The organism is Actinoplanes siamensis (assembly GCF_016862395.1).
In the GTDB taxonomy this organism is placed as follows: Bacteria; Actinomycetota; Actinomycetes; order Mycobacteriales; family Micromonosporaceae; genus Actinoplanes; species Actinoplanes siamensis.
Map to the genome: position 1 here is coordinate 33,421 of NZ_BOMW01000018.1, position 26,209 is coordinate 59,629.

The window sequence follows — 26,209 nt, forward strand, 5'->3', positions numbered from 1 at the left end:
GTCAGGCGGAGGGTTTGGGGTCGGAGTGGCCCAGGTCGCGGCCGGGGGCGACCCGGTCGCGGACCAGACGCTTGAGCTGCGGGAGATCGGGGAAGCCGTCGGGCTTGCGGTTCCACAGGATCTCGCCGTCGAGACGGATCTCGAAGACGCCCCCGACGCCCGGGACCAGCGCCACCTCACCGAGATCCCGAGGGAACGTGGTGAGCAGCTCCTGCGCCAGCCACGCGGCACGGAGCAGCCAGCGGCACTGGGTGCAGTATTCGATCTCGAGGCGGGGCGTCCGGTTCGTCACAACGATCGAGTATGCCCGGCGGCCCAACGGGCACAACCGCCTGATCAGTGGTCCGCGGGGCGAAGCACCGGGGCGGGAGAATCCGCTGCGGGCAGCGGTGACGAAGGGGGCGGATGAGGAAGCTGACGGACGGGACGGCCCGGGAGGATTCTGGCAGAGTTGGCGGATGACGCCGAAGATTCGTTCCTACCTCTCGCACTGGACGGTCCACCTGCCGGTGCTCGCCGTGGCCGCGCTCGTGCTGACCTGGGGGCGCGATCTGCCGCCGCCCGTCGTCGCGCTGGCCGCCGTGCTGCTGGCCGGGTCCGTGCTGGCCGCCGTGCACCATGCCGAGGTCGTCGCGCACCGGGTCGGGGAGCCGTTCGGGTCGCTGGTACTGGCCGTGGCGGTGACGATCATCGAGGTGGCGCTGATCGTCACGTTGATGACCAGCGGCGGGGAGAAGTCCCAGTCGCTGGCCCGGGACACCGTGTTCGCCGCCGTGATGATCACCTGCAACGGCATCCTGGGGATCTCGCTGCTGGTCGGCGCGGTCCGGCGGCGGATCGCGGTGTTCAATCCGGAGGGCACCGGGGCGGCCTTCGCCACCGTGGCGATGATCGCGACGCTCAGCCTGGTGCTGCCGAGCTTCACCACCAGCCGGCCCGGGCCGCAGTTCTCACCGGACCAGCTCGCCTTCGCGGCGGTCGCGTCGCTCGGGCTCTACCTGCTCTTCGTGACCGTGCAGACGCGCCGGCACCGGGACTACTTCCTGCCGATCACGACCGAGGGCCGGGTCATCGACGAGGAGGAGCACCTCGATCCGCCGTCCGGGCGGGCGGCGCTGACCAGTCTCGGCCTGCTGCTGCTCGCGCTGGTCGGCGTGGTGGGCCTGGCCAAGGGAGTGTCGCCGACAGTCGAGTCCGGTGTGGAGAGTGCCGGGCTGCCCCCGTCGGTGGTGGGTGTGGTGATCGCGGTGCTGGTGCTGCTGCCGGAGACCATCGCCGCGGTGCGCGCCGCGGCCCGGGACCGCATGCAGACCAGCCTGAACCTGGCGCTCGGCTCGGCGATGGCGAGCATCGGCCTGACCATCCCGGCGATCGCCGTGGCGATGATCTGGCTGGACGGCCCGCTCATGCTGGGTCTGGGCGGCACTCAGATGGTGCTCCTGGCTCTGACCGTGGTCGTGGGCACGCTGACTGTCGTTCCCGGCCGGGCCAACGTCCTCCAGGGCGGAGTCCATCTGGGCCTGCTGGCCGCATTCCTCTTCCTGGCCGCAAGCCCCTGATCGGGGTCGGCCGCTGACCGGCGTCTGACGCCGGTCAGCGGCCGGAAGCCTTGTAGTCTCGCCTTCAGAGTACGGTCGGGCGGTAGTGACCTCACCTCTGCGGCCCCGGAGATAGCCCTGTGACCGACTACTTGCCGCAGTTCCTGACCGTCGTCGGCACCCTCGGCGGCGTGGCTTCAACGTAACGGCATCAGCGCCAAGTCGTGCGTATGGAGCGCGCCGAGAAGCGACGCGCGGAGCTGAGATCACGCATCGTTGAGTTCCTGATCAGCGCCGACGACTGGGAATCCCAGATGAGCATCGCCATCGCTGTCATCTGGAAGGCCAGCGACCGAGACATGGGCGACCTGGCCAACAGCGAAGTTTTGAGCCGCGGGGCCGAGCTTCGCCAGTCGGTGACCAAAGAGCTGAAGCACCTCACCTGTTTCCGGTGTGCTTCGTCCAGCAGGCGCTCGAACTCCCTCCCAGAGACGGCCCTGTTCTCGGTGAGGCGCTGCCGGGGCCGGGCCTGTTCGGATCAGCCTGCCCAGCGGAGAAAGCGCTCGAACAGCTCGGTGGCCGGGCCGGGTGGAAGCTCCAGGGCGGCCTCTTCCAGCCGAATCCACATGGCTGTCCGCAGCTCCGTCATGGTCATTGCGGTGGCCAGTTGCTCCCGGGCCGGGTCGCATGGCCAGGGCTTGCCACAGGCACGGCAATCCCAGCTCGGCCGAGCCTCGGTGTGCTCCACAGCCTCAGCCCCGGCACTCGCGCGCCTGGAGTGTGTAGATCGCAGTCTCGCTCTGTCCGTCGTCCATCTCGGCCACCGAAAGGTGGTTCGCAGGAACGGTGATCTCATGGCCGCCGCCGCTTCCGCTGTCCACCCACACTTGGACAGTCCCGTGATCCGGCAGCTTGCGCGGTCCTACGGCCAAGATCGCGCCCATTTTGCCGCCTCCCCTCGATCGACCGGAGGGAGCGACGAGCCGACCTCAGGAGGACCATCCGGCCGCCGCACCCGTGCTGCGGACGCTACGGTCGTTGGTCGCCAGTGCTGGTGCGGTTACGCACCAGGGAATTCAGTCCGCGACGCCCAGCCGCTCGGCCAGGCCCTGGATGGTCGAAGCGTGGCGAGCCCTGTGCAGTAGGAGCCGGGCGGTCTCCCGGGCGGCGGTCGAGGACCGAGCATGCTGGGGTGCCAACCGCTCGGCGGTCACCAGCATCCGGACCGCCTCGTCGTTGCGCTTCACGTCGGCCAGCGCGCGGGCGAGGTCGGTGTAGAGGTAGACCTGGCGAATCGGGGGCAGGGTCGCCACGTCCAGGCCGGTGGCGGTCTCCACAGCCTCTCCGGGGCGCCCGGTGTCGATCTGATGCGCGACCGTCCACAAGCCGACGTTGCGCGCGCCCCACTGGAGATCCCATGCGTTGGTCTCACCGGTGCGCTCGGCCAGCCGGGCGGCCTCAGCCAAGTGCTCGGCGGCGGCGCTCTCGTTACGCATCCCGGTGGCGTGGTGAGCACGCGCCAGGTGGGTGAACCCGAGCACGTCCAGCGCGGCAGGGGAGTCGGTGTGCCGCTCCAACTCCTCGGCGACCCGATCCACCGTGGAGAAGGCCGGGCCGTAGGCACCGGTGCTCGCGGACACCCGGCCCCGGTTGACCGCCGCCACAGCGAGCGCGGCTGGATCGTCCAGGCGCTGGGCGGCCTCGATGCAGCGCTGGGCGGCCAACCAGGCGTACGCCGGATGACCGAGGCTGAGCAGCGCCCCCATCCCGACCCCGTAGACCTGGGCGGCGGCCGTCAGCGCGGCGGCTGAGTCGGGGCCGTGGGCGGCAGTGTGCAGCACCGGCACCAGGCCGACGAGGCGGCCGAGGGCGCCAGCGTAATCGGTGCGCGCGTAGAGGTCGCGGATCAGTTCGGACTCGCGCCACAGGTCGCCGGTCGGCTCGCTCCCGGCGGACGGCGGTTCATCCAAGGGAAGGGCCATCATGGTCTGCCACAGCCGCTCGGCCGCGATGTGCGCGGCCTCTAGCTGCCGGTCGGCAGGGGCGTAGGGCTGGCCGGTCAGGTCGGTGATCGAGCACTCCAGCGCCGCCGCGATGTCCGCGACCATATATCGGTCGGTGCGCAGCTCTCCGCGCTCGATCCGGGACCACGTGGTGTGTGCGACCCCGGCCCGGCTGGCCGAGTGGCGGATACTCCAGCCGCGCAGCTCCCGGCGGGTCTGGATGCGCTCCCCGATGGACGGGTTGATGGGAACGGCGCGGCGCGGCATGTCGGCTCCCCTGATGGCCGGGACCTTGCAGGCGCAACGGTAGCGCTGGGCCCGACGGATTGACACTCACGTGTCAGAGACGACGGGCGTCATTCGTTGCTGCTCAACCCCCGCAGCCGGGAACGGCCGGGCCAGGCGGCGGCCGTATATCCGGAAGGAGTGCCGCTTCCGGGCGCGCCACTGGTACCGACCGGGCCGCCGGCCGGCGGAACCGAGGAAGAAGGCCTCGCCCCGGGGGAGGGCGAGGCCTTCGAGCTGGGTGAGCGTCAGTTGATCGCCGGCGGCTGCGAGGCGGCGACGCCACGCCAGGGAGCGGTCTCGTACGGGGCGAGCACCAGCGCACAGACCGGCTCGCCGTCGCAGACCACCCCGTGCACCACGTAGTCCGGCCCGTCGAACTCGTCCTCGTGCCCCTTGACCAGGTCACGGAGGCTGGCCTTGATGGCCTGCCGGACGTACGCCTCGCTGGTGCCCTCGTGCTCGACGAACAGCCCACCGCGCCCGTCGCGCCGCTGCACCCAGCCGATGCCGGCCCACGCCTCCTCGCCGGGCAGGCTGGCGTGCTGCTCGGCGTAGACGCAGTACAGCTTGTCGCCCCAGGCCCCGACCGGAACCGGCGCCTTGCCGCTCGGGTCGACGGCGGTGCCCGGCGGAATGACGCTGGAGAGCCGGACCAGGTTGTAGAAACCGCACTCCATGGTCACCAGGGCGTCGTGGAACGCGGCCAGCGAGGTGGCGCCCCGCCCGATGGCCCGGACGACGGGGATCTGGTCGTAGACGACGGAGTCAGCCATGGGGCTCCTTTGACGGAAAGAGGGAGGAGGGCCCACCCAGTGTGCCGACCCCCGCACCGCCCGCAGATCCTCCGGAGAGACCCGGAGTTATGGCCGACCGTTACCTCAAGTAACGATCCCGACCGCCGCCCAGCGGCTCACCCGCGCTGCACGGACACCCGCGTCACGTGCTCCAGCCAGCGCTGGACCACCGCCACCTCGGCCTCGTCGAAACCGGCGGTGAGCTGAACGTTGAGGTCGTCGACCAGCTCCCGGGCCCGGCCCACCGCCCGCTGGCCGTGCGGGGTCAGGGCGAGCCGCACGGCGCGGGCGTCGCCCGGATCCGGCGAGCGTGACACGCAGCCGCTCCGCTCCAGCCGGGCGACCAGGCCGCTCATTCCGGAGGGTGACGCGCCGAGCGCCGCGGTCACGTCGCCGATCAGGGCGTTCTCGTGCCCGGCGAGGTAGAACAGCACGCCGGCGCCGGACGCGCCGATCCCGGTGTCGGAGGAACGGGCGTCGATCCAGCGCCGGACCGAGCGGTCGGCGTTGAAGAGCAGGAAGATCAGGCGAGGCAGGCGCACGCGGTCATCTTGACGCCTTCTCCGCGTGCGCGTGCAACCAGGCCAGCAGTTCGGGCCAGACCGAGTCGCGCAGCGCGCGGCGCAGCAGCCCGTGGTGCCCGATCGCCGGCACTCCGGCGCAGGCCGGCGTGTAGGTGCGCCGCTCCACCTCGGCGCCGGTCAGATAGCCGGTCAGGGCGTCCATCTGCCGCGGTGTGGACCACGGGTCGTCCGAGGTGCCGATGGCCAGGACCGGGCCGGTGAGGGTGGCGGCGCGCTCCCGGGCACGCATCGACGGATCGTCGAAGAAGTAGTTCTCCATCCGGGCCCAGGCGCCCCATTCGATCATCGCGGCGGCCGGTAGGTCCTCGCCGAGACCGAGGCTCCGGGCCGGGACGTATCCCAGCGATCGGCCGAGGGCCGGGCCCAGCAGGTGCAGCATGACCCGCACCCGGACGCGCTCCAGAAAGGACGGGATGGTGCGCAGCGCGGCCACGTGCGACGCGATGATCATGGAGGCGGCCAGGTCGGTGCCGGCCGCGCCGAGGGCGACCGCGTGCCCGCCCAGGCTGTGGCCGGCGGCGAGCCGGGGCAGGCCGGGAAAACGCTGCGCGGCCCAGCCCGCGACGGCCGGGGCGTCGACGCCGAGCCAGTCACGCATGCCCAGGTCTCGGTGGTCGCGCGGGGAGCCGGAGAGGCCGGTGCCGCGGTAGTCGTAGGTGACCGTGGCGATCCCGTTCTGCGCGAGGTAGCCGGCGAACGAGGCGTAGAAGCCCTGCGGGGTGGCGGTCGCCGGGTGCACGACCAGGACGGCGACCGGCTCCGGGGCGGGGAACAGGGTGGCCGTGATCGCACCGCCGGTGACGACCGGGATCCGCACCGGCTCATTATTTCGCATGCGAAATAAGATACCATCTCCCGGTGCCGATCTTGTGGACCGCTGTCTTCAGCACTCTGGTCATCCTCGGCCACCGCGCGATACCGAACGTGCTCGGCAACCTCGGCAGCCTGGTCGAGGCGTTCCTGCCGTGGTCCGGCCTGACTGTGCCGCTCCTGCTGCTCCTCGCGGTCCTGCGGCGCTCCCTGCGCGGCCTCGCGGCGACCCTGCTGCCGCTCACCGCGTGGCTGATCGGTTTCGGCGGTCAGCTACTCCCCCGCGACGCCGGCGCGCCGGACCTGGTGGTGGTGCAGCACAACGTCAGCGACGAGAACCCGGATCCGGCCATGACGGCTCGCGCGCTCCTCGACGTACGTCCGGATCTGATCGCTCTGGAGGAGGTGCTGCCGGAGGCCGCGCCGGCCTATGCCGGCGTGCTGGACCCGGAACTTCCGTTCCACGCCATGCGCGGGACGGTGGCGCTCTGGTCCCGGTTCCCGCTCGTCGCCGCGGACAGCGCCGACATCCGGCCGCACGACCTGGGCGCGGACTGGAATCGCGGGCTGCGGGCGGTGACCCGCACCCCGGCCGGGGACATCGCGGTCTACGTCGCCCACCTGCCGTCGGTGCGGATCTCGGCCGCCGGGTTCGCGTCGGCACGACGTGACGAGAGCGCCCGCAAACTCGGCGAACTGCTGCGCGCCGACCCGGCCGACAAGCTCCTCGTCGTCGGCGACCTGAACACCACAGTGGACGACCGGGGACTGGGTCCGGTCGCCCACCGGATGACCGCCCCGCCCGCCGACTTCGCGTTCACCTGGCCCGCGTCGACGCCCGTCGCGCGCATCGACCAGGTCCTGGCCCGGTCGATGACTGTCACCCGGCTGCGCGCCCTGCCCCGGACGGGCAGCGACCACCTGCCCCTCGTCGCCGAGCTCCGCTACTGATCGGCCGCGGTCCGGGGCCGGCGGAACGCCAGGCCGGCGGCCGCGACGGCGCCGGCCAGGCCCCCGATCATGCACATCCAGAGCCCCGGCCCGATGCGCGCACCGTCGTCGGCCGCGATCAGCGCGGCGGCCAGCGACGTGAGATGTGCGCTCTCCCAGACCCCGCGCAGGAACAGGAGGAGCCCGGCGCCGGACGCGACCAGCACGACGCGCAGCGGCAGGCGCTCCCCGCGCAACGCCGGCACCGCGTACCCGGCCAGCACGACGCCGAGGAACGCGGTGAACAGCTCCGAGGTGAGGCTGCCGGAGATCCCGGTCTCGCCGACGACCGGAAAGCGCAGGTACGCCCGGGGCAGGAACGACCCCACCACCGCGGCGCCGCCGGACAGCAGCATCGCCCCGGCCAGAATCGTTCTGATCCGCGTCCGGTCGGCAACCATGGAACGGAATCCTGACACAGCCGGCCGGAGCGCCGGCGGCCGCCCGGTGCACGGGACGGCAGCCGGCGCGCCGGGGTCAGGCCCAGCCGTTGACCACGTTCCAGCTGGCGTCCGCGGACAGCTGCCCGGGCCGGTCCCAGGTCGTGCCCGTGCCCGCGGCGATCCACGCCTGCGAGTCGAAGTGCCGCAGGTAGCGGCCGGGAAAGTTGATCGACTCGAGGGTCACGCCGGTGCCGCCCAGGCCGGGCCGGGCACAGAAGGTGGCGTCCGCGGCGAACAGCGCCGAGCCGTCGTTGGCTGCCAGCCGGATCCGGCTCGACGAGTGCCGCAGGAACTGGCCCGGGAAGTTGACCGACTCCAGCGAGTAACAGGACGAGTCGGCCAGGCCGTGCCGCAGCGTGAAGCTGGCGTCCTGCTTGAGCAGCGCGGCGCTGCCCGCGTCGACATGCTCGGTCCAGCCCAGGCTGTCCGCGTGCCGCAGGTACCTGTCGGTGTAGCCCCACGTGGTGACCTGCAGCGAGCGCCGCACGTCGAAGGGCAGGATCACCGAGCTGCGCCACTGCGCCGGGTTGGCGACGTTCCAGGTGGCGTCCGCCGCGAAGCCAGCCGAGCCGTCGAACGCCCCGAGGACCACGTTCTCCGACTGGTGCCGGAGGAAGGACCCGGGGACGTCGTACGACTCGAACGACGTCCCGCCCGCGGCCAGCCCGGCCCGCGAGCACCAGGTGGCGTCGGCCCGGAACGTGCCGCCGGTGTCCGCGTCGATCCGGACCTGGCCGCCGGCGTGGCGCAGGAACCGGCCGGGGAAGTTGACCGACTCGAACGAGTAGCAGCGCGGATCGGCCAGGCCGGCGACGGTCCGGAACGACGCGTCCTGCCGCGCGGTGTCCCCCGCGATCACGTCGGTGCGGGCCAACGAGTTGGCGTGCCGCAGGTACCGGTTGGTGTAGCCGGCCGTGGTCACCTGGAACGACCGGACGTGCCCGAGGGTGAGCGGCACGGCCGCGTTCTGGTTCCTCGACGCGTTGATCAGGTTGGTCAGCGCCGTCCGCACCTGCCCGGTGTCCACCTTCTGCACCCGCCGGTCATAGGTGAACAGCCCGTTGTACTCGCCCTCCACGTCGGTGATCTCGGTATACACGAACCCGGAGAGGCCCTTCGCGGCGATCAGCCGCTCGGAGTCCCGGATCATCCCGGTGAACCGGTCGTTGAGCTGGGCGTTCGAGGCCATCTGCTCGTAGGCGAAGTACTGCCCGTTGGGGCTGTACTCGTGCCCCGGCGTGCGCAGGCCCAGCCCGCCGAACTCGCCGAGGACCGCCACCCGGGACGAGCTGGGCGCCGGCGAGTCGGGACCGGTGTACACGTGCCAGTCGATGATGTCCCCGGTGCCCGGGTCGCCCTTGGACGCGCAGCAGTTGAAGCCGCTGTGCGGGTTCATCAGCCGGGTCGGGTCGTAGTTCTTCAGGTCCCGGGTGATCCGCTGGGTCTCGGCCAGGTTCCACTCGCCCCAGCCCTCGTTGAACGGCACGTAGGTGATCACCGCGGGGCTGAACCGGTGCTCATCGATGATCTCGCGCGCCTCCTTCTCGTACTCGGCGATCTGCGCGGTGGTCTTGGTGGCGTCCCCACCGGAGGGGATGTCCTGCCAGACCAGCAGGCCGAGCCGGTCCGCCCAGTAGTACCAGCGGGCGGGCTCCACCTTGATGTGCTTGCGGACCATGTTGAAGCCCAGGTCCTTGTGCTTCTGCAGGTCCGAGGCCAGGGCCGCGTCGGTGGGCGCGGTGTACAGCCCGTCCGGCCAGAAGCCCTGGTCGAGGGTGCCGGCTTGGAAGACGAACTGGCCGTTCAGAATCGGGCGCAGCACCCCGTTGACCGCCCTCGTGCCGACCTCGCGCATGCCGAAGTAGCTGGTCACCTGGTCGACGGTGGTCCCGGACGAGTTCCGCAGCGAGACGCGCAAGTTGTACAGGAACGGATCGTCCGGTGACCAGAGCCGGGCGTTGGGCACCGCAACGGTGAACTCGGTGACGCCGCTGGTGGTGCTGCCCACCACCGTGCTACCGGACAGCGCCTCGGCGACGAGACTGGACGCGGTGCCCCTGGTGAACACGCGCACCCGGACGGTTCCGGAGGAGATGTTGGGATAGATGTCGACCGAGTAGATCGACGTCGCCGCGGTGGGCTCCAGCCACACGGTCTGCCAGATGCCCGAGGTGGGCGTGTAGAAGATGCCGCTCGGGTTGTTCGTCTGCTTACCCACCGGCTGTTCCTCGCCACGGCCGTCGGTCGGGTCGTACACCCGCACGACGATCTCGTTGGTGCCGCCGTTGAGGAAGTCGGTGACGTCCACTTCGAAGCGGTCGTAACCGCCCTGGTGCGTGGTCGCCTGGCGGCCGTTGACCCAGACCGTGGCCTCGTAGTCGACCGCGCCGAAGTGCAGTTGCACCCGCCGGCCGCTCCAGGACGCCGGAACGGTGAACGTGCGGCGGTAGAACATCAGGTCCCGGGCGTCGTTGCGCATGATCCCGGAGAGCGCGGACTCCACCGGGTACGGCACCAGGATCCGCTCCGGCAGGGTCTGGCCGATCGGCGGGGCGGCGTTGCGGTCGACCGTGTCCGGGTTGAGGAACTGCCACTCGCCGTTCAGCGACTGCCAGTCGGATCGGGTCATCTGCGGGCGCGGGTATTCGGGAAGGGGGTTGGCGGTGGAGACCTGGTCGGTCCACGGGGTGGTGAGCGGCGGGGTCTTGGGGGTGACGGCCGACGCCGGGCTGCCGGTGGCCACGAGACCACCGGCGACCAGCGCGAATGCGGCCACCGCTCGGAGGACGAGGCGGCGCATGCTGCTCCTTAGGGACTTCTTCAGCGGGCCGGCCGGGCGGCGGCCGCGCCGCCGGTCGTGGTACCGGAGTCCTCCCTCTTCGCGCAGGCGCCCGAGCCGAGGAGCAGGGCGGCCGCGGCACAGGCGGCGACGGTGTCAAGGCGCACGGAACTTACGTGATTGAACCCGAGGCCTCCTCGAAGCCAACGGCTTCACACGAAAAAGCTGCTGATCACTCACTTGTCCGATCAGGTTCCAACACATTCCATCGACACTCGTTATCTGTCAAGACCCCGAACTGTAACGGCGCCGAAACCGCATCTCCGCGCAGCGCGCCCGGTCCGGCACGTACCGTCACCAAAGCCCCTCCGCACAGCCGCCCCCGGCCCAGCGCGAAAGGCGGCTGCCGGAAGGGGCGGTGCGGGAAGCTGTGCGGGCCTTCCACGGGGGCTGCGTCGGCGGTGCTCCGCTTTGGCGCCGGCAACCCGGCGCTACCGGGAAGCGCAACCCGCCGGCACCCGCGGGCGGCGACCGTGGACCGCACGCGCCCGCCGCCCGGGAGACCAGGCTGCGGGCCCCCGGTGGAAAGGATCCTCATGTCGGTGACGGCGTTCGAGACCTGCTCCCTGGACGTCCTGGTGGACGACACGGGCCGCTACTAACGCTGGTTGATCCGGATCAGGTTGCCGGAGGGATCGCGGAACGCGCAGTCGCGGATGCCGTAGGGCTGGTCGGCCGGCTCCTGGACGACCTCCCCGCCGGCCGCCACCAGACGCTCGAAGACGCCGTCGAGGTCCTCGGTGGCCAGGGTCAGCGCCGCGTAGCTGCCCTTGGCCATCATCTCGGCGATCACCCGGCGCTCGTCCTCGGTGATGCCGGGGTCGGCGGCCGGCGGGTGCAGCACGATCGAGACCGGCTGGCCCTTCGGACCGACGGTGATCCAGCGCAGGTCGTGGTAGCCGACGTCGTTGCGCACCTCGAATCCGAGAACGTCCCGGTAGAAGCCGATCGCGGCGTCGGCGTCGTCGTGTGGCAGGAAGCACGAGTGGATGCTGATGTCCATGCCGACCATGCTAGGAACGCGGGACGGCGCGGACTTCTCGATTCCTGACCGGTCTGGTGACCTGTTTCGCCACGCAGGACGGGATGCCGTCGGTGGCGCCCGCGGCGTTCTTCTTGTAGGCGCTCGGCGAGATCCCGACCAGCTGGGTGAAGCGGGTGCTGAACGTGCCCAGTGACGAACACCCGACCGCGAAGCAGACCTCGGTGACGCTCAGGTCGCCCCGGCGCAGCAGGGACATGGCCCGCTCGATGCGGCGGGTCATCAGATAGCCGTACGGGGACTCGCCGAACGCCAGCTTGAACTCCCGGCTGAGGTGGCCGGCGGACAGGTTCGCGCCGCGGGCCAGCGCCTCCACGTCCAGGGGCTGGGCGTAGTCCCGGTCGATCCGGTCACGGACCCGGCGCAGGCGGACCAGGTCGCGCAGTCGATGCTCGTGGCTGCTCACCAGGTCATCATGGCGTCACCCGCCCGGCCGGCGCCAGCGCCGGTCACGGCTCCAGCGCGGGCCGACCTGTGCCCACCCGCGCGTGCAGGCGCGGTCCCGGCCGAGGTCCAGCAGTGCGCGCTCTCCTTCACCGCGTCCATTCCCGCTCCCGGGCAGGGCATCCCCCGGAAACCGGCCCGCATGACGCACCGCGCGGGTGACCGGGCCCTACGCCAGGGTGAGCACGTGGAAGCCCCACGGGGGCAGGTCCACGTAGAGGCCGTCGGTCGCCAGCTCACTGCCGGACCGCTCGAACACCCGGCCGTCCAGCCGGTCGGTCAGCCGCCAGGCCCGCCCGGACAGCCCCGGCCACGGCAGCTGGATGCGCCCCTGTGACGCGTGCCCGGAGAAGTTCACCACCACCACGGCCGAGTCCCAGGACCAGGCCAGCAGATCCCGATGCGACGGGTTGTCCGGCCACCCGTGGGCCTCCAGCAGCCGCCACTCGCCCTGCCGCACCCGCCGGGCCACCTCGACGAGCCGCCGGTGGAAGTCACGCGACTGCAGGTCCAGCGGTTCGTCGGGACAGCGCGCCAGGAACACCGGCAGGTGCGCCCGCCGCCCCTCGAACTGCCCGTCGTGCCAGAGCGTCGCCCCGGGCAGGGTGGCGGTCGCGACCGCCGCGGCCCGGTTCCGCCCGGCCGGCAGGGTGGCCGCGGCCCGCGGCTCGTCGTGGTTCTCCAGGAAGCGGACCAGCTTGTCCTGGTAGTCCCGGCCCGCCGTCAGGTGTGTGCGCACCGCGGCGGCGTCCTCGTGGGCGAGCCGGTCGTACAGCCGCTTGTCGTAGCAGAAGTCGAAGCCCTGCTGTTGCAGCAGCCACTCGGTCTCCCAGTAGACCTCGGCGATCAGCACCACCTCGGGATGCCGCTCCCGCAGCCCGCCGATCAGTTCCGGCCAGAACTCCGTGGACGGGGCGGGACCGGCGTACCTCCCCCAGGTTCGGCCGAAGATCTCGTTGGTCAGCAGCATGGCCATGTCGCAGCGGATCCCGTCGCACTGCCCGGCGATGTCGGACATCGCGGCCAGGCTGGCCGCGCGCGCCCCGGCGGAGAACGCGTTCAGCTGGGCCACGTCCGGCCAGGGCGGGAAATACGGGTCGCGGCCGTGCGCGATCACCCGGCCGCCCGCGTGGAACCAGCCGGCCGGATCGCCGGCCAGGTCCTCCTCGGCGCCCTGGATGAACCAGTCCGGGTGCCGGGTGACCGCGGGGTGGTCCGGGGCGACGTGGTTCGGCACGTAGTCGAGGATCAGCTTGAGCCCGCGCTCGCGCAGCGCGGCCCGCGCCTTCGCGAGCCCGGCCGGGCCGCCGAGCCGGTCGTCGGCCCGGTACCGCCGGACGCAGTACGGCGAGCCGACCACGTCGGCCGGCGCCAGGTCGGGCAGCGCGTGCCGGAACGCCCGCTGCAGCCCGCCGTCGCCCCGGGCCACCGCGAGGCCGGCCGGGCTGCGCTCCCAGACGCCCATCAGCCACACCGCGTCCATCCCGGGCGTGGCGACCTCGTCCCAGACGCCGGCGGGCACGTCGGCCAGGGTGACCGGACGGCCCAGTCGCCGGGCCAGGCCGGTCAGCCACGGCCAGGTATCGATCTCGTAGATCGCCGGAGCGGCCGGCCAGCCGGTTGTCACGCTCTCACCGTAGCGCCTCGACCGTCCGGACCGGAGGCGTCTCCCGCGTCACGCCGGCCACCGCGCACACCGTTCCGGGAGGGCCGGGCGCGGCTCGTGCCTCGTCGGCCACGGTGACCGATCCCAGCACCACGCACCCGATCAGACCCGTACGCAGGATCTCCCGCATGTCGTTCCTTTCGTCCGGCTTAATCCTCCGCGGGGATCAACGATGTTGTGAACGATCGGGCTGCGATCCCCGTACCCGCCGGCGGCACAGTCACTTCAGGGGCATCGGGAGGAACCGTGGCGCGGACCGGAATCGACACTTCGATCCTGCACAAGGGAGCACACAGCGCCTCCTACTTCGACCTGGCCAGAGCGGCCGGCGAGGGCGCGGAGATCGTCGACTTCTGCATCCCGTGCAACCCGTACTTCCCCACCCCGGAGATGTTCGACGAGCTGAGCCACGAGCTGAGGAGCATCCTGAAGTACTACCCGAGCGACTCGGCGACCATCACCAGGAAGCTGGCCGGCGTGCTCGGCCTGCACCCGCAGACGGTGGCCATGGCCAACGGCTCCACCGAGCTGATCACCTGGATCGACCACCTGCTGGTCAAGGAGAGCCTGGCCATCCCGATCCCGACCTTCGGCCGATGGACCGACCAGCCCTTGGAGACCGGCAAGCGGGTGGACATGTTCCCGCTGCAGGAGCGCGACGGCTTCCGGCTGGACCTGGAGGAGTACGTCGAGTTCATCCGCGAGCGCCGCTCCCGGGTCGCGGTGATCTGCAACGTCAACAACCCGGACGGCAACTACCTGCCGCGCCGCGACGTCATCCGGTTCCTCGACCAGCTCAGCGACCTGGACCTGGTCGTCGTCGACGAGTCCTTCATCGACTTCTCGGACGCCGAGCGCTACCCCTCGGTCGGCCCGGACGCGGTGATCCGCCCGAACGCGGTGGTGCTCAAGTCGCTCGGCAAGAACTTCGGCCTGCACGGCATCCGCTTCGGCTACATGCTGGCCAACCCGGCCATCGCCGGCAAGATCGCGAAGACGCTGCCGAAGTGGAACCTGAACTCCCTGGCGGAGAAGGTCGTCCACATGATTCAAGATCATGAGATGGAGTACGAGGAGAGCCTGCGCCTGCTCGGCCGCGACCGCCGGACGATGGGCCGCGAGCTGCAGCGCATCCCCGGGCTCGCCGTGTTCCCCTCGCAGGGCAACTTCTACCTGGTCAAACTCCCCACCGAGTGGTCCGGCGTGGCGTTGCGCGACTTCCTCGTGGCCAACCACGGCATCATGACCCGGGAGTGCGGGAACAAACTCGGCATGACCAGCCAGTTCATGCGCCTGGTGGTGCGGCCCGCGGCGGACGTGGAGCGGCTGGTGGACGGGATGCTGGACTACGCGCAGCGGTTCCACGGGCGGCCGGTCCACGAGGCCGATTCGCTGGAGAGCAACAGCCGTCGCTGGTCCGAGTCGTACGACGAGAAGCCGGGCAACCTCATCCCGTACCCGGCCCAGCGCGGAACCGAATACACCGCCCGCCGGGCCGCGGTCAGCTGACCCCGCCCCTCCCACCGTCCCGCCCCGGCCTGGCCCGGCGGCCCCGCACGCCCGTCCAGCGCTCGGGCCCGGCGGCCCGGCGCGTCCTGGCCCGTGCGCCCCGCCCCCGGCCCGGCGCGCCCGAGCCACGCCCGTGCGCACCAGCCGCCCCCGTCGGCCGGAGCTCAGCGGCTCCTCAGAAGCCCTGCGTGCCAGCCGGGAGCGGCCGGCTGGCAGTGCGGGGCGCGGCGGGCCGGGATCGTGCCGGTCGGGCCGTCTCACCCGGCTTCAGAGATTCGTCATCCGCTCCATCCGCTCGGGGTAACGCGACCCCTGAACCTGGACGGACTCGATCTCGCCGAGGTCCGCGGCGGTGAGCGCCAGCGCCCCCAGGTTCTCCTCCAGCCGCTCCAGCCGCCGGGTGCCCGGGATCGGCACGATCCACGGCCGCTGGGCCAGCAGCCAGGCCAGCGCGACCTGCGCCGGGGTGGCCCCGTGCGCCGCGCCGATCCGCCCGATCACCTCGATCAGCGTCTGGTTCGCCTCGCGCGCCTCGGCGGAGAACCGGGGCAGGCCGTTGCGCATGTCGTTCTCCGCGAACACGGTGTCCGCGCCGATCTTGCCGGTCAGGAAGCCCCGGCCCAGCGGGCTGAACGGCACGAATCCGATGCCCAACTCGCCCAGGGTGTCCAGCAGTTCCTCCTCGGGCCGCCGCCACCACAGCGAGTACTCGCTCTGCACCGCGGTGACCGGCTGCACCGCGTGCGCGCGGCGGATCGTGCCGGTGGCCGCCTCGGAGAGCCCGAAGTGCCGCACCTTGCCCGCCGCGATCAGCTCCCGGACCGTGCCGGCGACGTCCTCGATCGGCACGTCCGGGTCGACACGGTGCTGGTAGAACAGGTCGATCGTGTCGGTGCGCAGCCGCTTGAGCGAGGCGTCGGCGACCCGGCGGATGTTCTCCGGCCGGCTGTCCGTGCCGGGGTGCTGCCGCCCCTCGGCGTCGATCACGAAGCCGAACTTGGTGGCGATCACCACCTGTTCACGGACCGGTTGCAGGGCCTCGCCGACCAGTTCCTCGTTGACCCACGGCCCGTACACCTCGGCGGTGTCGAAGAACGTGATGCCGCGCTCGACCGCGGCCCGGAGCAGGGCGATGTTGGCGTCGCGGTCCGGGCCGGGGCCGTAGCCGTGGCTCATGCCCATCGCCCCGAAGCCGAGCGCCGAGACTTTCAGATTCCCCAGTGTTCTCTGCTGCATAAAATCATTTAAAACCCCTATTTGGTACGGCGTCAGCCGGGCGCTCCGGGTGTGTGCCGGATGGCACAGCGTCAGCCGGGCGCTCCGGGTCTGTGCCGGATGGCCCGGCCAGCGCGTGCGCCGGGCGCCCGCGGCTGCCAGCCAGGGTGGGCGTGAGCCGGGTTTCCAAGGCGTCGACCGCGGCCCGCAGCTGGGCCAGTTGCTCCCGCACGTCGACCGCCGCCGTGTCCGCCCGCGCGGGCACGTCCACCGCTGCCTGCGCGGGCACGTCCACCGCAAGCTGCCCGGGAACATCCGCCGCCGCCGTCTGCGCGGGCACCTCCACCGTCGTCGCCGCGGTCGTCCGCGGGGGCGGTCCGGGGCGCGGGGCCAAATGGGGCTCGGTGGCCAGGACGGCGACCGAGGCGGCCTCGGGCAGCGGCGGCGCCGACTTGGGGGTGACCTTGCGGCCCGGTGACTGGGAGGCGCGTTCCGCCTCGTGGGCCTCCTGCAGGGCGGTCAGCACCACCCCGACCAGCAGATTGGTCAGCAGATAGCAGGCGCTGACCATGTAGGAGACGTAGTAGAGGACGGCCCACTCGGTCACCTCCCGACCGGCCTGCAGGGTGTCGGTGATCCCGTCCAGGGACAGCAGCAGGAAGAGGGTCAACATCGCCTGGCCCACGGTGCCGTACCGCCCCGGGTAGGTGTGCCCGAACATCATCCAGCCGAGCATCGCGTACCCGTACAGCAGAAGCACCGTGACCAGCAGGAAGCTGGCCAGTCCGGGAAGGCTGCGCCGGATCCCCACCAGGATCACCCGCAGGCTGGGGAAGAGCCGGAAGGTCCGTACGATCCGGGCCAGCCGCAGCAGTCGCAGCAGTGTGACGTTCTCCCGCACCCCGGGCAGCAGCGGCGCCACCACGATCGCCAGATCGAAGAGGTTCCACAGGTCCCGGAAGAACCCGACGGGCGCCGCCAGATGTGATCCGAACCGGACAAGCACTTCGAGGATAAATCCGGTCACACAGAGGTACTCGACGACCCGCAGCCCGCTGCCCGCGGCGCGCACCACCGGGTCGTAGGTCTCCAGCCCGAGAGCCACCGCGTTGACCACGATGACGGCGAACCCGGCCGCGTTGAACCAGGACGCCTCCACCACCCTCGCGCAGCGGGCCGCCACTCCACGGGTGAAACTCATGATCGGTCGGTGCTCCCTCGGCCGGCCTGTGACGCCCAGACCCTATGCCAGTCCGGACGCCGGGGGACCAACCACCCACCACGTCCACTACCGGACACCACCCTCCCGGGTGACGCCTCCCGGATCAGCCGCCCGCCCCTCGACGGCCCGTGGGAACCGGAACACTCCGGACGATGGATCGTCCGCGGGACGCCTCGCACGTCCGCGGCATACCGCTTCTCCAGCGCCGCGGCGAGCGGCCGCGGCGCCGTTCCGTGCGAATCCGACGAGGACCGGGCTCTGTGGACGGCTGCGGGAGGCCGTCCACGCAATGGCGAAACACCGCGCCGCAACCGCCGCCGGGGGCGGTGGCCCCCGGCGGCGGGCTCCGGCCGGGCTGGTCAGACCCGGTCGGCGGCGATCAGGAGGTAGTGGAAACTGCCTTCCTTGTACGCCGTGAGGAACGCCTCCTCGATGCCGGTGGCCACGTCGGACCGGGCCCGCATCTCCCAGTACGGGATGGTCGCCGCGGTCAGGTCGACCACATTGATCGGGACCAGGTCGTGGGCGGCCAGCGCCTTGAAGTAGTCGCTGCGCGGGTGGATGTCGCAGGTGTAGTGCTCGTTGATCCGGCTCACCGACTTGGACCGCCGGCCGGTCGCGTCGTTGGCGCAGCCGGTGATGCAGACATAGCGCCCACCGAACCGGAGCATCCGGGCGAACTCCGCGTACAGGTCGAACAGGTCGACGTACATCGTCGTCTCGTTCGTCCAGATCGCCTGCCGCGACCCGGTCTCCATGCCGGACTGCAGCATGTTCCGGAAGTGGAACCGCACCTTGCCGGCGACTCCGCGCAGCGCGGCCTGCTCGTTCGCGAAGCCGACCTGGTATTCCGAGATCGAGACGCCGTCGACCTGGCAGCCGAAGCGGGCGTTGGCCATGATGCTGGTGCCGCCGCGGCCGGAGCCGCCGTCCAGCACCGCGTCGGTCGGCTTGATCGGTCCGAGGTGGTCGAGCAGCAGGTCGGCCTGGGCGCTCTCCAGGCGGTGGAGTTCCGCGACGACCCGCTGCCCGCGGGTCTCGGCCGGGCCGTCGAGCACGCTCCAGTCCGGCTCGCCGATGCCGTAGTGGTGGTGGTAGAGGCCGTCGACCTCGCCGAGCCGGAGGTTCACCGGATCGACCCGGTTGGTGTTCCAGTAGTTCGCCACCGAGCGCTCGAAGTCGGTGCGCAACGGGGAGACGGCGGTGGTCGTCATGGTTTCTTCTCCTTGGAGTCGTGATAGCGGCCGCTGGTCGCGTGCCACTCCCGGCTGCCGCCCAGCCACGCCCACGTGTCGGCGAGAAAACGGCGCAGCTTCGGCGACCCGGACGCGCACAGCTCGGCGGCCCGGGTCACGAAGGTGTCCATCAGCTCGTTGTGGATCTCCACGGTGCGCAGGACCGCCTCCCGGTGGGTGAGCCTGTCCCGGGCCACGAGCACGTTCGGCAGGTTGTGATCGGTCTCGGACTCGTTCTTGCCGGAGTACAGGTCGTTGATCAGCACCGCGGCGTTGCCGGCGGTGGTGAACGCCGCGCGTACGCGCGGGTCGTAGAACTCGTGCGGCGGCAGCTCGTAGCCGGCCAGCACGTCGATCAGGATCATCGGCGGCAGGTAGCTGTTCAGGTGCCGCTGGACCAGGTACTCCCAGACCGGCGGGGTACGGCGGTTGGCGTGCCAGTCCGCCTCCTGCGTCCAGGCCAGGAACAGGATCGCCATCTGGTGCCGGAAGCGCGCCAGCTGCGTCACGGTCGCGTACCCGGCGAGGTGTTCCATGGCGCTGCGGAAGGCCACCGAGATCGGCTGGAGCCTGTGGTGCTCGGCCAACTCGGCCGCGTACCTGCGGGGCAGCGACGCCGGGTCGACCACCGCGTGGAGGTTGGCCAGCCGCGAGCCGACCACCATCGGGTCGGCGCCCAGGGACACCTCGTCCACGTAGTAGTCGTCCGCCGCCCATTCCGCGACCAGACATTTCGTGGCGGCGAGCAGGCGGTCCGGGTCGGCGGCGCCGGGATGGGCGAGCATCATGAAGCGGCCGAAGTTCGCCGCGCGCAGCCGGTCCAGGCGGCCGGGATAGATGCCGACCTCCTCGGCCCAGCTGACCACGGCCTCGTTGACCCGCTCGCCCAGCGCGGGATCGTCGCGCAGCGGGCCGGGGCAGAACAGCCGCGGCTCGTCCGGCGCCCGCGGCGGCGGTTCCGGACGGAACATGCGGGCGGCGGAGGTGCCCAGTCCGCTCGGCCCGAGGCCGATTCCGCGCGGTACGGGTCCGAGCACCGCCCCGAGATCGCCGGACGGCGCGTCGGTGAAGTCGTTCACGATCTCCCGCCCGAGGTGGGGCAGGTCGTTGCCGGGGTCGGGCATCGCGAGCCCCGGGTCGGGTGCCAGCAGTGTGCCGAACATGATCAGTGCGACAGTTCGACGTGGTCCAGGACGCCCAGCGCGTCCGGCACCAGCACGGCCGCCGAGTAGTACGCGCTGACCAGGTACGACATGATCGCCTGCTCGTCGATCCCCATGAACCGCACCGACAGGCTGGGCTGGTACTCGTCCGGGATCCCGATCTGGTGCAACCCGACCACGCCCTGGTCCGCCTCACCGGTGCGCATCGCCAGGATCGACGTCGTGTGCGTCTCGGTCACCGGGATCTTGCCGCACGGCAGGATCGGCACGCCGCGCCAGGACAGGAACGTGCCACCGTCCTGCTCCAGCATCGGCGGGTAGATGCCGCGCTTGGTGCACTCCCGGCCGAACGCCGCGATCGCCTGCGGATGGGCCACGAACAGCTTGGTGCTGCGCCGCATGCTGAGCAGCTCGTCCAGGTCGTCCGGGGTGGGCGGGCCGCTCCGGGTGTGGATGCGCTGCCGCAGGTCGGCGTTGTGCAGCAGGCCGAACTCGCGATTGTTGACGATCTCGTACTCCTGGCGCTCGCGCAGCGCCTCGACGGTCAGCCGGAGCTGCTGCTCCACCTGGTTCATCGGCTCGTTGTAGAGGTCGGCGACCCGGGTGTGCACCCGCAGGATGGTCTGCGCGACGCTCAGCTCGTACTCCCGCGGGGTCTGCTCGTAGTCCACGTAGGTGCCGTCGAGCTGCGGCTCGCCCTGGTGACCGGCCGCGACCTTGATCGCCGCCTCGCCGTGCTTGTTCTGCGGCCGGCGGGTCTTGGCCCGGAAGTTCTCGACATGCGCGCGGAGCCGGTCGCTGTGGTCGAGGATCTCGGTGAACGCGGCCCGCGAGATGGTCAGCAGGGTCACCGCTGTCATCGCCTTCGCGGTGTAGTCCCAGATCCGCTCCGCCTCGGTGAGCGATTGCTCGCCGAACGCCTCGCCGTCCGCGACCACGCCCAGGTTGACCGGATCGCCGTAGTCACCCACACCGATCTTGCTGACCTTGCCGTGCGCGATCAGGTACAGATGGTCGGCGACCGAGCCGAACTCCACGATGACCTGGCCGGGTTCGTACTCCCGCTGCACGAACCGGTCGGCCATCGTGCTCAGCACCTCGTCGTCGTCGAACTCGCTGAGCACGGAGAGCTCACGCAGCTCGCCGGGAACGACGCGGACCTGGGCGCCGACGTTGGTGAAGCTGAGCCGGCCGTCGCCGATCCGGTAGGTCATCCGCCGGTTCACCCGGTAGACGCCGCCGGAGACCTGCACCCAGGGCAGTTTCCGCAGCAGCCACCGGGAGGTGATCTCCTGCATCTGCGGAACCGTCTTGGTGGTGGTCGCCAGGTTCCGCGCCGCCGCGGTGCTGAGACTCTTCCGCTTCTGTTCCTGGTCCAAGTCGTCCTCACGGACCTCGGACTGGGTGGGAGTGGCCACCGTTCGTACCCCGTTCGTCGTCTTTCATTCCCTCTGTCTATCGGTCGTTCTATCCCACCGCCCGGCTCCTTTGTCTGATTTCACGGAATCTGCACACGGGCTCTGACCAGTGCTTCTACGCTTCCAGATCATGGAGTCCCGCCGCTCGGCAGCGCGCATTCGCGGTGATCCACGCGCCCTGCCGGAGGCCCGCACGGCGGTCCGGCCGACGAATTCCGCGAACTCCCGGCAGCACGCCGCAGTGTCCCGCAAGCTGGGAATGCCGTCCCACGTGATCGACGACGCGGGGCAGACCCGGGCGGAGTGACCGGCCGGCGCGCACACGGCCGTATCCCATCTCGAAAGGACTCCGCTGGTGTACCGCATCCTGCTGACCTCCATGGTCGCGGCCGGCGCCGTGATCGCGCCCGCGCCCGCCCGGGCCGCCGACACCACGACGTCGCTGACCGGCGCGCAGATGTACGCGGCGCTCAAGGGCGTGGCCGGCACCACGGCGGCCGCCGAACTGGCGGGCTTCGGCGGCGACTACCGGATGAGCGTCACCGAGGACGGCGCGACGGCGACCGGCACCGGGAAGTTCGCCGTCGACCCGGACCACGGTCTCGGGTACGTCACCACCACCGGCGCCGTCACGTCCGGGCCGGCGAGCTTCTACGCGGCGGCCGGCCGGGGCGAGTACCTGTCCCTGACCGGCACCGGGCCGGCCGCCGCCAAGATGGCCGGCCACCCCTCCGCGACCTACTCCTTCCAGCCGGACCCGGCGCTCACCCTGGACGCCTGGCTGGAGGGCGTGCCCGTCCCGTCCGGCCTGATCGGCGGCGACGCCCGGCACCCCGGCACGAAGACCGTCCACGACGACGGCACCACCGACTACACCTACACCGACGCGGACCACGCCACCTTCGTCTTCACCACGAGCGCCACCGGCCTGTTCGGCGCCGTCGAGGTCACCCAGGGCACCGACAGGGCGTCCCTCACCTTCGACTACGGCCCGCAGACCGTGACGCTGCCACCGGACTCCTCGGTGATCGCCAAGGCGCTGCTGGACAAGGCCACCGCGTACCTCGACATGGCGGGCAGCGTGCGGCGGGCGGCCCTGGCCGGCGCCGCGACCGCCACCGCCAAGTCGGGCGGCAGAGCGGTGCGGGCCAGCACCATCCGCACCTGGGCGCGGTCCGAGGCCCGGACGGTCAACGACGAGCTCGGCTTCAAGGTCGTCGCGGTCACCGACATCAAGGGCGGCGTGCACGTGAGCGCGAAGAATCCGTTCACCGGGGCCACGGTGACCTGGTCGGTCAAGGCGGTGGGCAAGCGCGCCGTCGCCACCAAAGGCTGAGCCGGCGCCCGCGTCGCGTCCACCGCCCATCGCCCCGCCCCTGCCCTCAGCAATGCCGGAGCGGAGCCGATGGTCAGGCTGTGTGGGACGCTGTGAACGACGAGGCCCGGCTCGCCGCGCTGCAGACGTATCAGGTGCTGGACCAGCCCCGGCCCCGGGTGCTCGACGATCTGACCCGGCTCGCCGCCACCATGTTCGACACCCCGATGGCGGCGGTCTCGATGGTCGACCGGGACCGGCAGTGGTTCGCCGGCAACGTCGGGCTGGCGGATCGGGAGACCCCGCTCGACGTCTCGTTCTGCGCGCACGTCGTGCCGGCCCGGTCACCGCTGATCGTCCCGGACGCCCGGCGGCACCCGGACTTCGCGAGGTACCGCAACGTGCTCGACGCGCCGAACATCAGGTTCTACGCCGGCGCCCCGGTGATCGACGAGGAAGGTTTCGTGCTGGGCGCGATGTGCGTGATCGACGACCAGCCACGCGACGTCTCGGACCGGCAGGTGGACGCGCTCGCCACGTTCGCCGGGCAGGCCGCCACGCACCTGGCCGCGATCCGCAGCCGGCTGCGCACGGCCGAACTGGGCGACCACCTGGCCCGTGCCGCGCAGCGCGAGGAGGACCTGGTCGCCACGATCACGCACGAGCTGCGTACCCCGGTCACCAGCATCCATGGCTACCTCGAGCTGCTCGGCGAGAACGAGGAGCTGGCGCCGTACCGCCACCTGATCGAACCGATCCAGCGCAACGGGCAACGGCTGGTCTCGATGGTCGACCACATCCTGGCCGGCACCCGTCCGCCGGACGCGCCGCCGCCCGCCCCGGTCGGCCCGGTCGACCTGAACATCGTGGTCGCGGCCGCGCTGACCGCCTGCCGCCCGCTGGCCGCGCTGCGGACCGAGCCGATAGACGTCCGGACCGGGCCGCCGGCGCTGGTCCAGGCCGATCTGGCCCGGCTGGCGCTGGCCCTGGAGCAGCTGCTGCGCAACGCGTTGCTGTTCACCCCGGCGGACCGGCCGATCACCGTCCGGGCCTCCGCCGCCCCGCAGCCGGCCGTGGAGATCACCGACGCGGGCGTCGGCATTCCCGGCGATGAGCTGCCGTACGTCTTCGACCGCTTCTACCGCGGCCGGCACGCCCGCGAGCAGGCGATTCCCGGCGTCGGCCTCGGCCTGACGATCGCCCGCGCGACGATCGCCGCGCATCTCGGCTCACTGGACGTGACCAGCGACATGCTCGGCACCACCGCCCGGGTCACCCTGCCGGGCCTGGGCTGAGCACCGATACGGTGGGTGGATGGAGCCGCCGATGACCCCCGACGACCTCGTCGCGGTGATCATGCGACGGCTCGCCGAGCAGCACCGGGTGGTGCCGGGCTTCGTGATCCGCGACGCCGTCGAGGCCGCGCTGCGGCGCCGCCTGCCCGGGGTCCCGCTGGCCGGCATGAGCGTCCCGCCGGAGATCGCGGCGGAGCTGGTGACCGGCCTCGGCGAGGGCATCGCGGCCACCGAGAGCGACGCCGCCACCATGCCGGCCGTGCTCAGCGGCGACGAGACCGGCCGGTTGCTGGCCGCGCTGGGCCTGGCCGTGCACGTCGCCGCCTTCAACCTGGACCGCGACCGCCTGCACGTCGCCCAGATCCTGAACGGCTCGGCCGCGGCCCTGGTCGCCCTGGGCGCGGCGTCCCGGGCGGCGCACGCCGACGGCACCTCGGCGGTGCTGCTCTCCCCGGCCACGCTGCGCACCGTCCGGACCACGATGATCGCCGTGCTGCAGGGCGTCCGGTCCCGTGGCTGGCAGGCCGAACACCTGAACCCGGTCGCGACGACCACGATGTTCACCGACGTCCTCACCATGCTCGGCGCGGTCCCCTGACCGATTCCGCCCCTCCGGCCCTCCGGTTGCGCCCCCACCACCCCGCCGATCCCCCACCACCCGCCGATTCCGCCGCACCGGCCCCGCGGCGACGGCCGGCGCAACGGCGTGCGGTCTCCGCTCAGGGGCGCAGCGGCGCGGCGAGCTCGGCGAAGCGCCGGGCGGTCGCCACCTCGTCCGGCAGGTCCAGGATCGGGCCGAGCGCCGCCGCCCACCCGTGGCAGAACAGTCCCCACCCGTCGTGTGTCACCAGGTCCGGGCGCTTCCGCGCGCGCCGCAGCAGCGCCAGATCGCCGCGATAGTTGAGCTCCCAGACCACCGTGCCCGCCGGGAACCGCACCCGCGAGCTGAGCGGGCTGCCCGGCCGGTCCTTCCCGAGCCCCGTCGCGTTCACCACGAGCGTCCCCGCCGTACCCGACTCCACCAGCTCGTCCCACGGCCCGTTCCCGACCAGCACGCTCACGTCGCCGCCGCGCCGCCGCGCCCACGGCGCCAGCACGCCGCGCAGGTGCCGCGCCGCAGTCTCGTCCCGATCGGCGAACACCAGCCGCGCCGGCGTCGTCGCCCGGGTCAGCAGGTGGCGCCCGAGCGCGACAGCACTCCCGCCCGCGCCGAGGCAGATCACCTCTCCCCCGGCGGGCCAGATCTCGTCGACGACCCGGCCGATCGACAGCGGATCGCGGGCGAAGCCCTCCAGAACGCCTCCCCGCCGCCGCAGCGAGTTCGCCTCGCCGCACTCGGCGGCCAGCGGATCCAGCGTCCCGAGCAGGTCGCCGGCGGCGCGCACCAGGGCCACCTTGTGCGTGGTGATCACCGCCCCGAGCACCTCGCCGTCCGCCAGCAGCTCGCCGACGAGTTCCCGGTAGGCCCCGGCGGGCGCGCCCACCGGCAGGTCGCGCCCGACCAGCCGCGCCTCCCGGCCGAGGTCCTTCATCCAGACCGGGAACGCCTCGTTGATCAGGGACTGCCCGGTCGACACCCCGACGAACCACACCGTGGACACGACCTCACGCTATCCGCAGCCGCGAGGACCTCGACGGGCACCTCGCCACAGGGCCCCAGCCGGGATGTCACAGAGCCTCGGCAAGGATCAGCAGGCCGATTCCAATCAGGACGATCGGGAGCAGGAGGTGACCCCACCGGCCGAGCGCCCGAGCGACCGGCGGGCGGGTGGCGAAGAACCGGCCGGCGGCGACCCAGACCGCGACCAGGATCAGGAACACGACGAGGTACGCCGCCATCCCGCCCACCCCGGCCGTGGCCAGGACCGGGACGTAGACGCCGAGGTTGTCGCCGCCGTTGGCGAAGGTCACCGCGGCCACCTGGAGCGGGCCGGGGCCGCCGGCGCGGGGCTCCTCGTCCTCGCCAGCGTCGTGCCGGAGCCGCCACGCCCGGACCGCGGCCCGGATCCCCAGCGCCAGCGGGAGCAGCCCGAGGAACGGGACGGCACGCTCCGGCAGGAAGGTAGCGCCGAACGCGGCAGCGGTGGCGACCGCGAGGATGGCGGTGAAGCCCAGGTACTGGCCGGCGGCGATGTCGCGGGTGGTGTGCCGGTGGCCGGCGCCCCGGGCGAAGAAGAGCGCCAGGATCAGGATGTCGTCGACGTTGGTGACGGCGAACAGCACCACCGCTTGCCCGATCGTGGTCAGCACGCGGTCGGTTCACCACCGTTCGGTTCCGGTCATTCGTCCGGCGCCACATGATTCCACAGGGACAGTCGCCGGCCGCCACGACCACCGGCCGCCGGACGGCCCGCGGGAAAGCCGGCACGGACCACCACGGCCGCCGGGCGACTGGC

27 protein-coding genes are annotated in these 26,209 nt (G+C 71.7%); 7 read left to right on the top strand and 20 right to left on the bottom strand.

Annotation, left to right across the window (positions count from 1 at the left end; all coding sequences use genetic code 11):
• Window position 1: 1 nt before the first annotated feature.
• Window positions 2–292, bottom strand: coding sequence for an Rdx family protein (locus tag Asi03nite_RS09060; RefSeq protein WP_203678109.1), 291 nt, complete (start codon window positions 290–292; stop codon window positions 2–4).
• Window positions 293–458: 166 nt separating this feature from the next.
• Here Asi03nite_RS09060 and Asi03nite_RS09065 point away from each other — a divergent pair, with 166 nt between their 5' ends.
• Window positions 459–1,559 carry a calcium:cation antiporter gene (locus tag Asi03nite_RS09065; RefSeq protein ID WP_203678110.1) on the top strand — a complete coding sequence of 367 codons (1,101 nt, stop codon included), beginning with the start codon at window positions 459–461 and terminating at the stop codon, window positions 1,557–1,559.
• 517 nt (window positions 1,560–2,076) lie between these two features.
• Here the strand turns inward: Asi03nite_RS09065 and Asi03nite_RS09070 are convergent.
• The 5 genes from Asi03nite_RS09070 to Asi03nite_RS09090 form a co-directional block, all read right to left on the bottom strand.
• Window positions 2,077–2,286 carry a hypothetical protein gene (locus Asi03nite_RS09070; protein ID WP_203678111.1) on the bottom strand — a complete coding sequence of 70 codons (210 nt, stop codon included), beginning with the start codon at window positions 2,284–2,286 and terminating at the stop codon, window positions 2,077–2,079.
• A 328-nt stretch (window positions 2,287–2,614) separates the two neighbouring features.
• Entirely contained in the window at window positions 2,615–3,775 is a 1,161-nt protein-coding gene (locus Asi03nite_RS09075) for a helix-turn-helix domain-containing protein (protein WP_239102564.1), read from the bottom strand.
• Between the two features lie 299 nt (window positions 3,776–4,074).
• Window positions 4,075–4,602 carry a pyruvoyl-dependent arginine decarboxylase gene (locus tag Asi03nite_RS09080; RefSeq protein WP_203678113.1) on the bottom strand — a complete coding sequence of 176 codons (528 nt, stop codon included), beginning with the start codon at window positions 4,600–4,602 and terminating at the stop codon, window positions 4,075–4,077.
• 137 nt (window positions 4,603–4,739) lie between these two features.
• On the bottom strand, window positions 4,740–5,165 hold the full coding sequence (locus tag Asi03nite_RS09085; RefSeq protein WP_203678114.1) for a MarR family winged helix-turn-helix transcriptional regulator: 426 nt from the start codon (window positions 5,163–5,165) through the stop codon (window positions 4,740–4,742).
• 4 nt (window positions 5,166–5,169) lie between these two features.
• A complete protein-coding gene (locus Asi03nite_RS09090; RefSeq protein WP_203678115.1) occupies window positions 5,170–6,042 on the bottom strand; it encodes an alpha/beta hydrolase family protein in 873 nt (290 codons plus the stop codon).
• A gap of 23 nt (window positions 6,043–6,065) precedes the next feature.
• Here Asi03nite_RS09090 and Asi03nite_RS09095 point away from each other — a divergent pair, with 23 nt between their 5' ends.
• Entirely contained in the window at window positions 6,066–6,968 is a 903-nt protein-coding gene (locus Asi03nite_RS09095; protein WP_239102557.1) for an endonuclease/exonuclease/phosphatase family protein, read from the top strand.
• On the opposite strand, the gene Asi03nite_RS09100 is transcribed toward Asi03nite_RS09095, so the two are convergent.
• The 7 genes from Asi03nite_RS09100 to Asi03nite_RS09130 all read right to left on the bottom strand — a co-directional run bounded on the left by Asi03nite_RS09100 (window position 6,962) and on the right by Asi03nite_RS09130 (window position 13,571).
• Window positions 6,962–7,408, bottom strand: a complete 447-nt coding sequence (locus tag Asi03nite_RS09100) for a hypothetical protein (RefSeq protein ID WP_203678116.1) — start codon at window positions 7,406–7,408, stop codon at window positions 6,962–6,964. The two genes, Asi03nite_RS09095 and Asi03nite_RS09100, sit on opposite strands and share 7 nt — an antisense overlap.
• Before the next feature lie 76 nt (window positions 7,409–7,484).
• Complete coding sequence (locus tag Asi03nite_RS09110) at window positions 7,485–10,250, bottom strand: AbfB domain-containing protein (RefSeq protein WP_239102558.1); 2,766 nt, start codon at window positions 10,248–10,250, stop codon at window positions 7,485–7,487.
• A gap of 20 nt (window positions 10,251–10,270) precedes the next feature.
• Complete coding sequence (locus Asi03nite_RS38455; RefSeq protein ID WP_275409345.1) at window positions 10,271–10,396, bottom strand: hypothetical protein; 126 nt, start codon at window positions 10,394–10,396, stop codon at window positions 10,271–10,273.
• A 491-nt stretch (window positions 10,397–10,887) separates the two neighbouring features.
• A complete protein-coding gene (locus Asi03nite_RS09115) occupies window positions 10,888–11,292 on the bottom strand; it encodes a VOC family protein (RefSeq protein ID WP_203678117.1) in 405 nt (134 codons plus the stop codon).
• A gap of 10 nt (window positions 11,293–11,302) precedes the next feature.
• Window positions 11,303–11,737, bottom strand: coding sequence for a helix-turn-helix transcriptional regulator (locus Asi03nite_RS09120; RefSeq protein WP_239102559.1), 435 nt, complete (start codon window positions 11,735–11,737; stop codon window positions 11,303–11,305).
• A 207-nt stretch (window positions 11,738–11,944) separates the two neighbouring features.
• The gene (locus Asi03nite_RS09125) at window positions 11,945–13,402 is read right to left on the bottom strand and encodes an alpha-amylase family protein (RefSeq protein WP_203678118.1); all 1,458 of its coding nucleotides are present in this window, start codon (window positions 13,400–13,402) and stop codon (window positions 11,945–11,947) included.
• A gap of 4 nt (window positions 13,403–13,406) precedes the next feature.
• Entirely contained in the window at window positions 13,407–13,571 is a 165-nt protein-coding gene (locus Asi03nite_RS09130) for a hypothetical protein (RefSeq protein WP_203678119.1), read from the bottom strand.
• A gap of 116 nt (window positions 13,572–13,687) precedes the next feature.
• Here Asi03nite_RS09130 and Asi03nite_RS09135 point away from each other — a divergent pair, with 116 nt between their 5' ends.
• Window positions 13,688–14,950, top strand: coding sequence for a pyridoxal phosphate-dependent aminotransferase (locus Asi03nite_RS09135; protein WP_203678120.1), 1,263 nt, complete (start codon window positions 13,688–13,690; stop codon window positions 14,948–14,950).
• A 267-nt stretch (window positions 14,951–15,217) separates the two neighbouring features.
• Here the strand turns inward: Asi03nite_RS09135 and Asi03nite_RS09140 are convergent, their stop codons facing one another.
• From Asi03nite_RS09140 to Asi03nite_RS09160, 5 genes are all read right to left on the bottom strand, one after another.
• Entirely contained in the window at window positions 15,218–16,186 is a 969-nt protein-coding gene (locus Asi03nite_RS09140) for an aldo/keto reductase (protein ID WP_203678121.1), read from the bottom strand.
• Between the two features lie 4 nt (window positions 16,187–16,190).
• Window positions 16,191–17,366, bottom strand: coding sequence for an ion transporter (locus Asi03nite_RS09145; protein ID WP_203678122.1), 1,176 nt, complete (start codon window positions 17,364–17,366; stop codon window positions 16,191–16,193).
• Window positions 17,367–17,746: 380 nt separating this feature from the next.
• Entirely contained in the window at window positions 17,747–18,601 is an 855-nt protein-coding gene (locus Asi03nite_RS09150) for a geranyl diphosphate 2-C-methyltransferase (protein WP_203678123.1), read from the bottom strand.
• Window positions 18,598–19,785 carry a family 2 encapsulin nanocompartment cargo protein terpene cyclase gene (locus Asi03nite_RS09155; RefSeq protein ID WP_239102560.1) on the bottom strand — a complete coding sequence of 396 codons (1,188 nt, stop codon included), beginning with the start codon at window positions 19,783–19,785 and terminating at the stop codon, window positions 18,598–18,600. Before Asi03nite_RS09155 ends, Asi03nite_RS09150 begins: the two co-directional genes overlap by 4 nt.
• A 2-nt stretch (window positions 19,786–19,787) precedes the next feature.
• Window positions 19,788–21,203 (bottom strand): family 2B encapsulin nanocompartment shell protein, encoded by a 1,416-nt coding sequence (locus Asi03nite_RS09160; RefSeq protein WP_203678124.1) that lies wholly within the window; start codon window positions 21,201–21,203, stop codon window positions 19,788–19,790.
• A 130-nt stretch (window positions 21,204–21,333) separates the two neighbouring features.
• Here Asi03nite_RS09160 and Asi03nite_RS09165 point away from each other — a divergent pair, with 130 nt between their 5' ends.
• The 4 genes from Asi03nite_RS09165 to Asi03nite_RS09180 all read left to right on the top strand — a co-directional run bounded on the left by Asi03nite_RS09165 (window position 21,334) and on the right by Asi03nite_RS09180 (window position 24,411).
• Complete coding sequence (locus Asi03nite_RS09165; RefSeq protein WP_203678125.1) at window positions 21,334–21,510, top strand: hypothetical protein; 177 nt, start codon at window positions 21,334–21,336, stop codon at window positions 21,508–21,510.
• A 48-nt stretch (window positions 21,511–21,558) separates the two neighbouring features.
• Window positions 21,559–22,539: a hypothetical protein gene (locus tag Asi03nite_RS09170; RefSeq protein ID WP_203678126.1), complete on the top strand. Its 981-nt coding sequence runs from the start codon at window positions 21,559–21,561 to the stop codon at window positions 22,537–22,539.
• An 80-nt stretch (window positions 22,540–22,619) separates the two neighbouring features.
• Window positions 22,620–23,813, top strand: coding sequence for a GAF domain-containing sensor histidine kinase (locus Asi03nite_RS09175; protein ID WP_203678127.1), 1,194 nt, complete (start codon window positions 22,620–22,622; stop codon window positions 23,811–23,813).
• A gap of 31 nt (window positions 23,814–23,844) precedes the next feature.
• Window positions 23,845–24,411 carry a hypothetical protein gene (locus Asi03nite_RS09180; protein WP_203678128.1) on the top strand — a complete coding sequence of 189 codons (567 nt, stop codon included), beginning with the start codon at window positions 23,845–23,847 and terminating at the stop codon, window positions 24,409–24,411.
• 121 nt (window positions 24,412–24,532) lie between these two features.
• Here the strand turns inward: Asi03nite_RS09180 and Asi03nite_RS09185 are convergent, their stop codons facing one another.
• Complete coding sequence (locus Asi03nite_RS09185; RefSeq protein ID WP_203678129.1) at window positions 24,533–25,414, bottom strand: shikimate dehydrogenase family protein; 882 nt, start codon at window positions 25,412–25,414, stop codon at window positions 24,533–24,535.
• Between the two features lie 67 nt (window positions 25,415–25,481).
• Window positions 25,482–26,063 (bottom strand): cadmium resistance transporter, encoded by a 582-nt coding sequence (locus tag Asi03nite_RS09190; protein ID WP_203678130.1) that lies wholly within the window; start codon window positions 26,061–26,063, stop codon window positions 25,482–25,484.
• Window positions 26,064–26,209 lie beyond the last annotated feature (146 nt).

What these genes read in the sequence shown, in the direction of transcription:
- Asi03nite_RS09080 (WP_203678113.1), bottom strand. Translation starts at nt 4,602, where the DNA reads ATGGCTGACTCCGTCGTCTACGACCAGATCCCCGTCGTCCGGGCCATC.
- Asi03nite_RS09165 (WP_203678125.1), top strand. Translation starts at nt 21,334, where the DNA reads ATGGAGTCCCGCCGCTCGGCAGCGCGCATTCGCGGTGATCCACGCGCC.
- Asi03nite_RS09090 (WP_203678115.1), bottom strand. Translation starts at nt 6,042, where the DNA reads ATGCGAAATAATGAGCCGGTGCGGATCCCGGTCGTCACCGGCGGTGCG.
- Asi03nite_RS09115 (WP_203678117.1), bottom strand. Translation starts at nt 11,292, where the DNA reads ATGGACATCAGCATCCACTCGTGCTTCCTGCCACACGACGACGCCGAC.
- Asi03nite_RS09130 (WP_203678119.1), bottom strand. Translation starts at nt 13,571, where the DNA reads ATGCGGGAGATCCTGCGTACGGGTCTGATCGGGTGCGTGGTGCTGGGA.
- Asi03nite_RS09155 (WP_239102560.1), bottom strand. Translation starts at nt 19,785, where the DNA reads ATGTTCGGCACACTGCTGGCACCCGACCCGGGGCTCGCGATGCCCGAC.
- Asi03nite_RS09140 (WP_203678121.1), bottom strand. Translation starts at nt 16,186, where the DNA reads ATGCAGCAGAGAACACTGGGGAATCTGAAAGTCTCGGCGCTCGGCTTC.
- Asi03nite_RS09145 (WP_203678122.1), bottom strand. Translation starts at nt 17,366, where the DNA reads ATGAGTTTCACCCGTGGAGTGGCGGCCCGCTGCGCGAGGGTGGTGGAG.
- Asi03nite_RS09150 (WP_203678123.1), bottom strand. Translation starts at nt 18,601, where the DNA reads ATGACGACCACCGCCGTCTCCCCGTTGCGCACCGACTTCGAGCGCTCG.
- Asi03nite_RS09180 (WP_203678128.1), top strand. Translation starts at nt 23,845, where the DNA reads ATGACCCCCGACGACCTCGTCGCGGTGATCATGCGACGGCTCGCCGAG.
- Asi03nite_RS09065 (WP_203678110.1), top strand. Translation starts at nt 459, where the DNA reads ATGACGCCGAAGATTCGTTCCTACCTCTCGCACTGGACGGTCCACCTG.
- Asi03nite_RS09110 (WP_239102558.1), bottom strand. Translation starts at nt 10,250, where the DNA reads ATGCGCCGCCTCGTCCTCCGAGCGGTGGCCGCATTCGCGCTGGTCGCC.
- Asi03nite_RS09100 (WP_203678116.1), bottom strand. Translation starts at nt 7,408, where the DNA reads ATGGTTGCCGACCGGACGCGGATCAGAACGATTCTGGCCGGGGCGATG.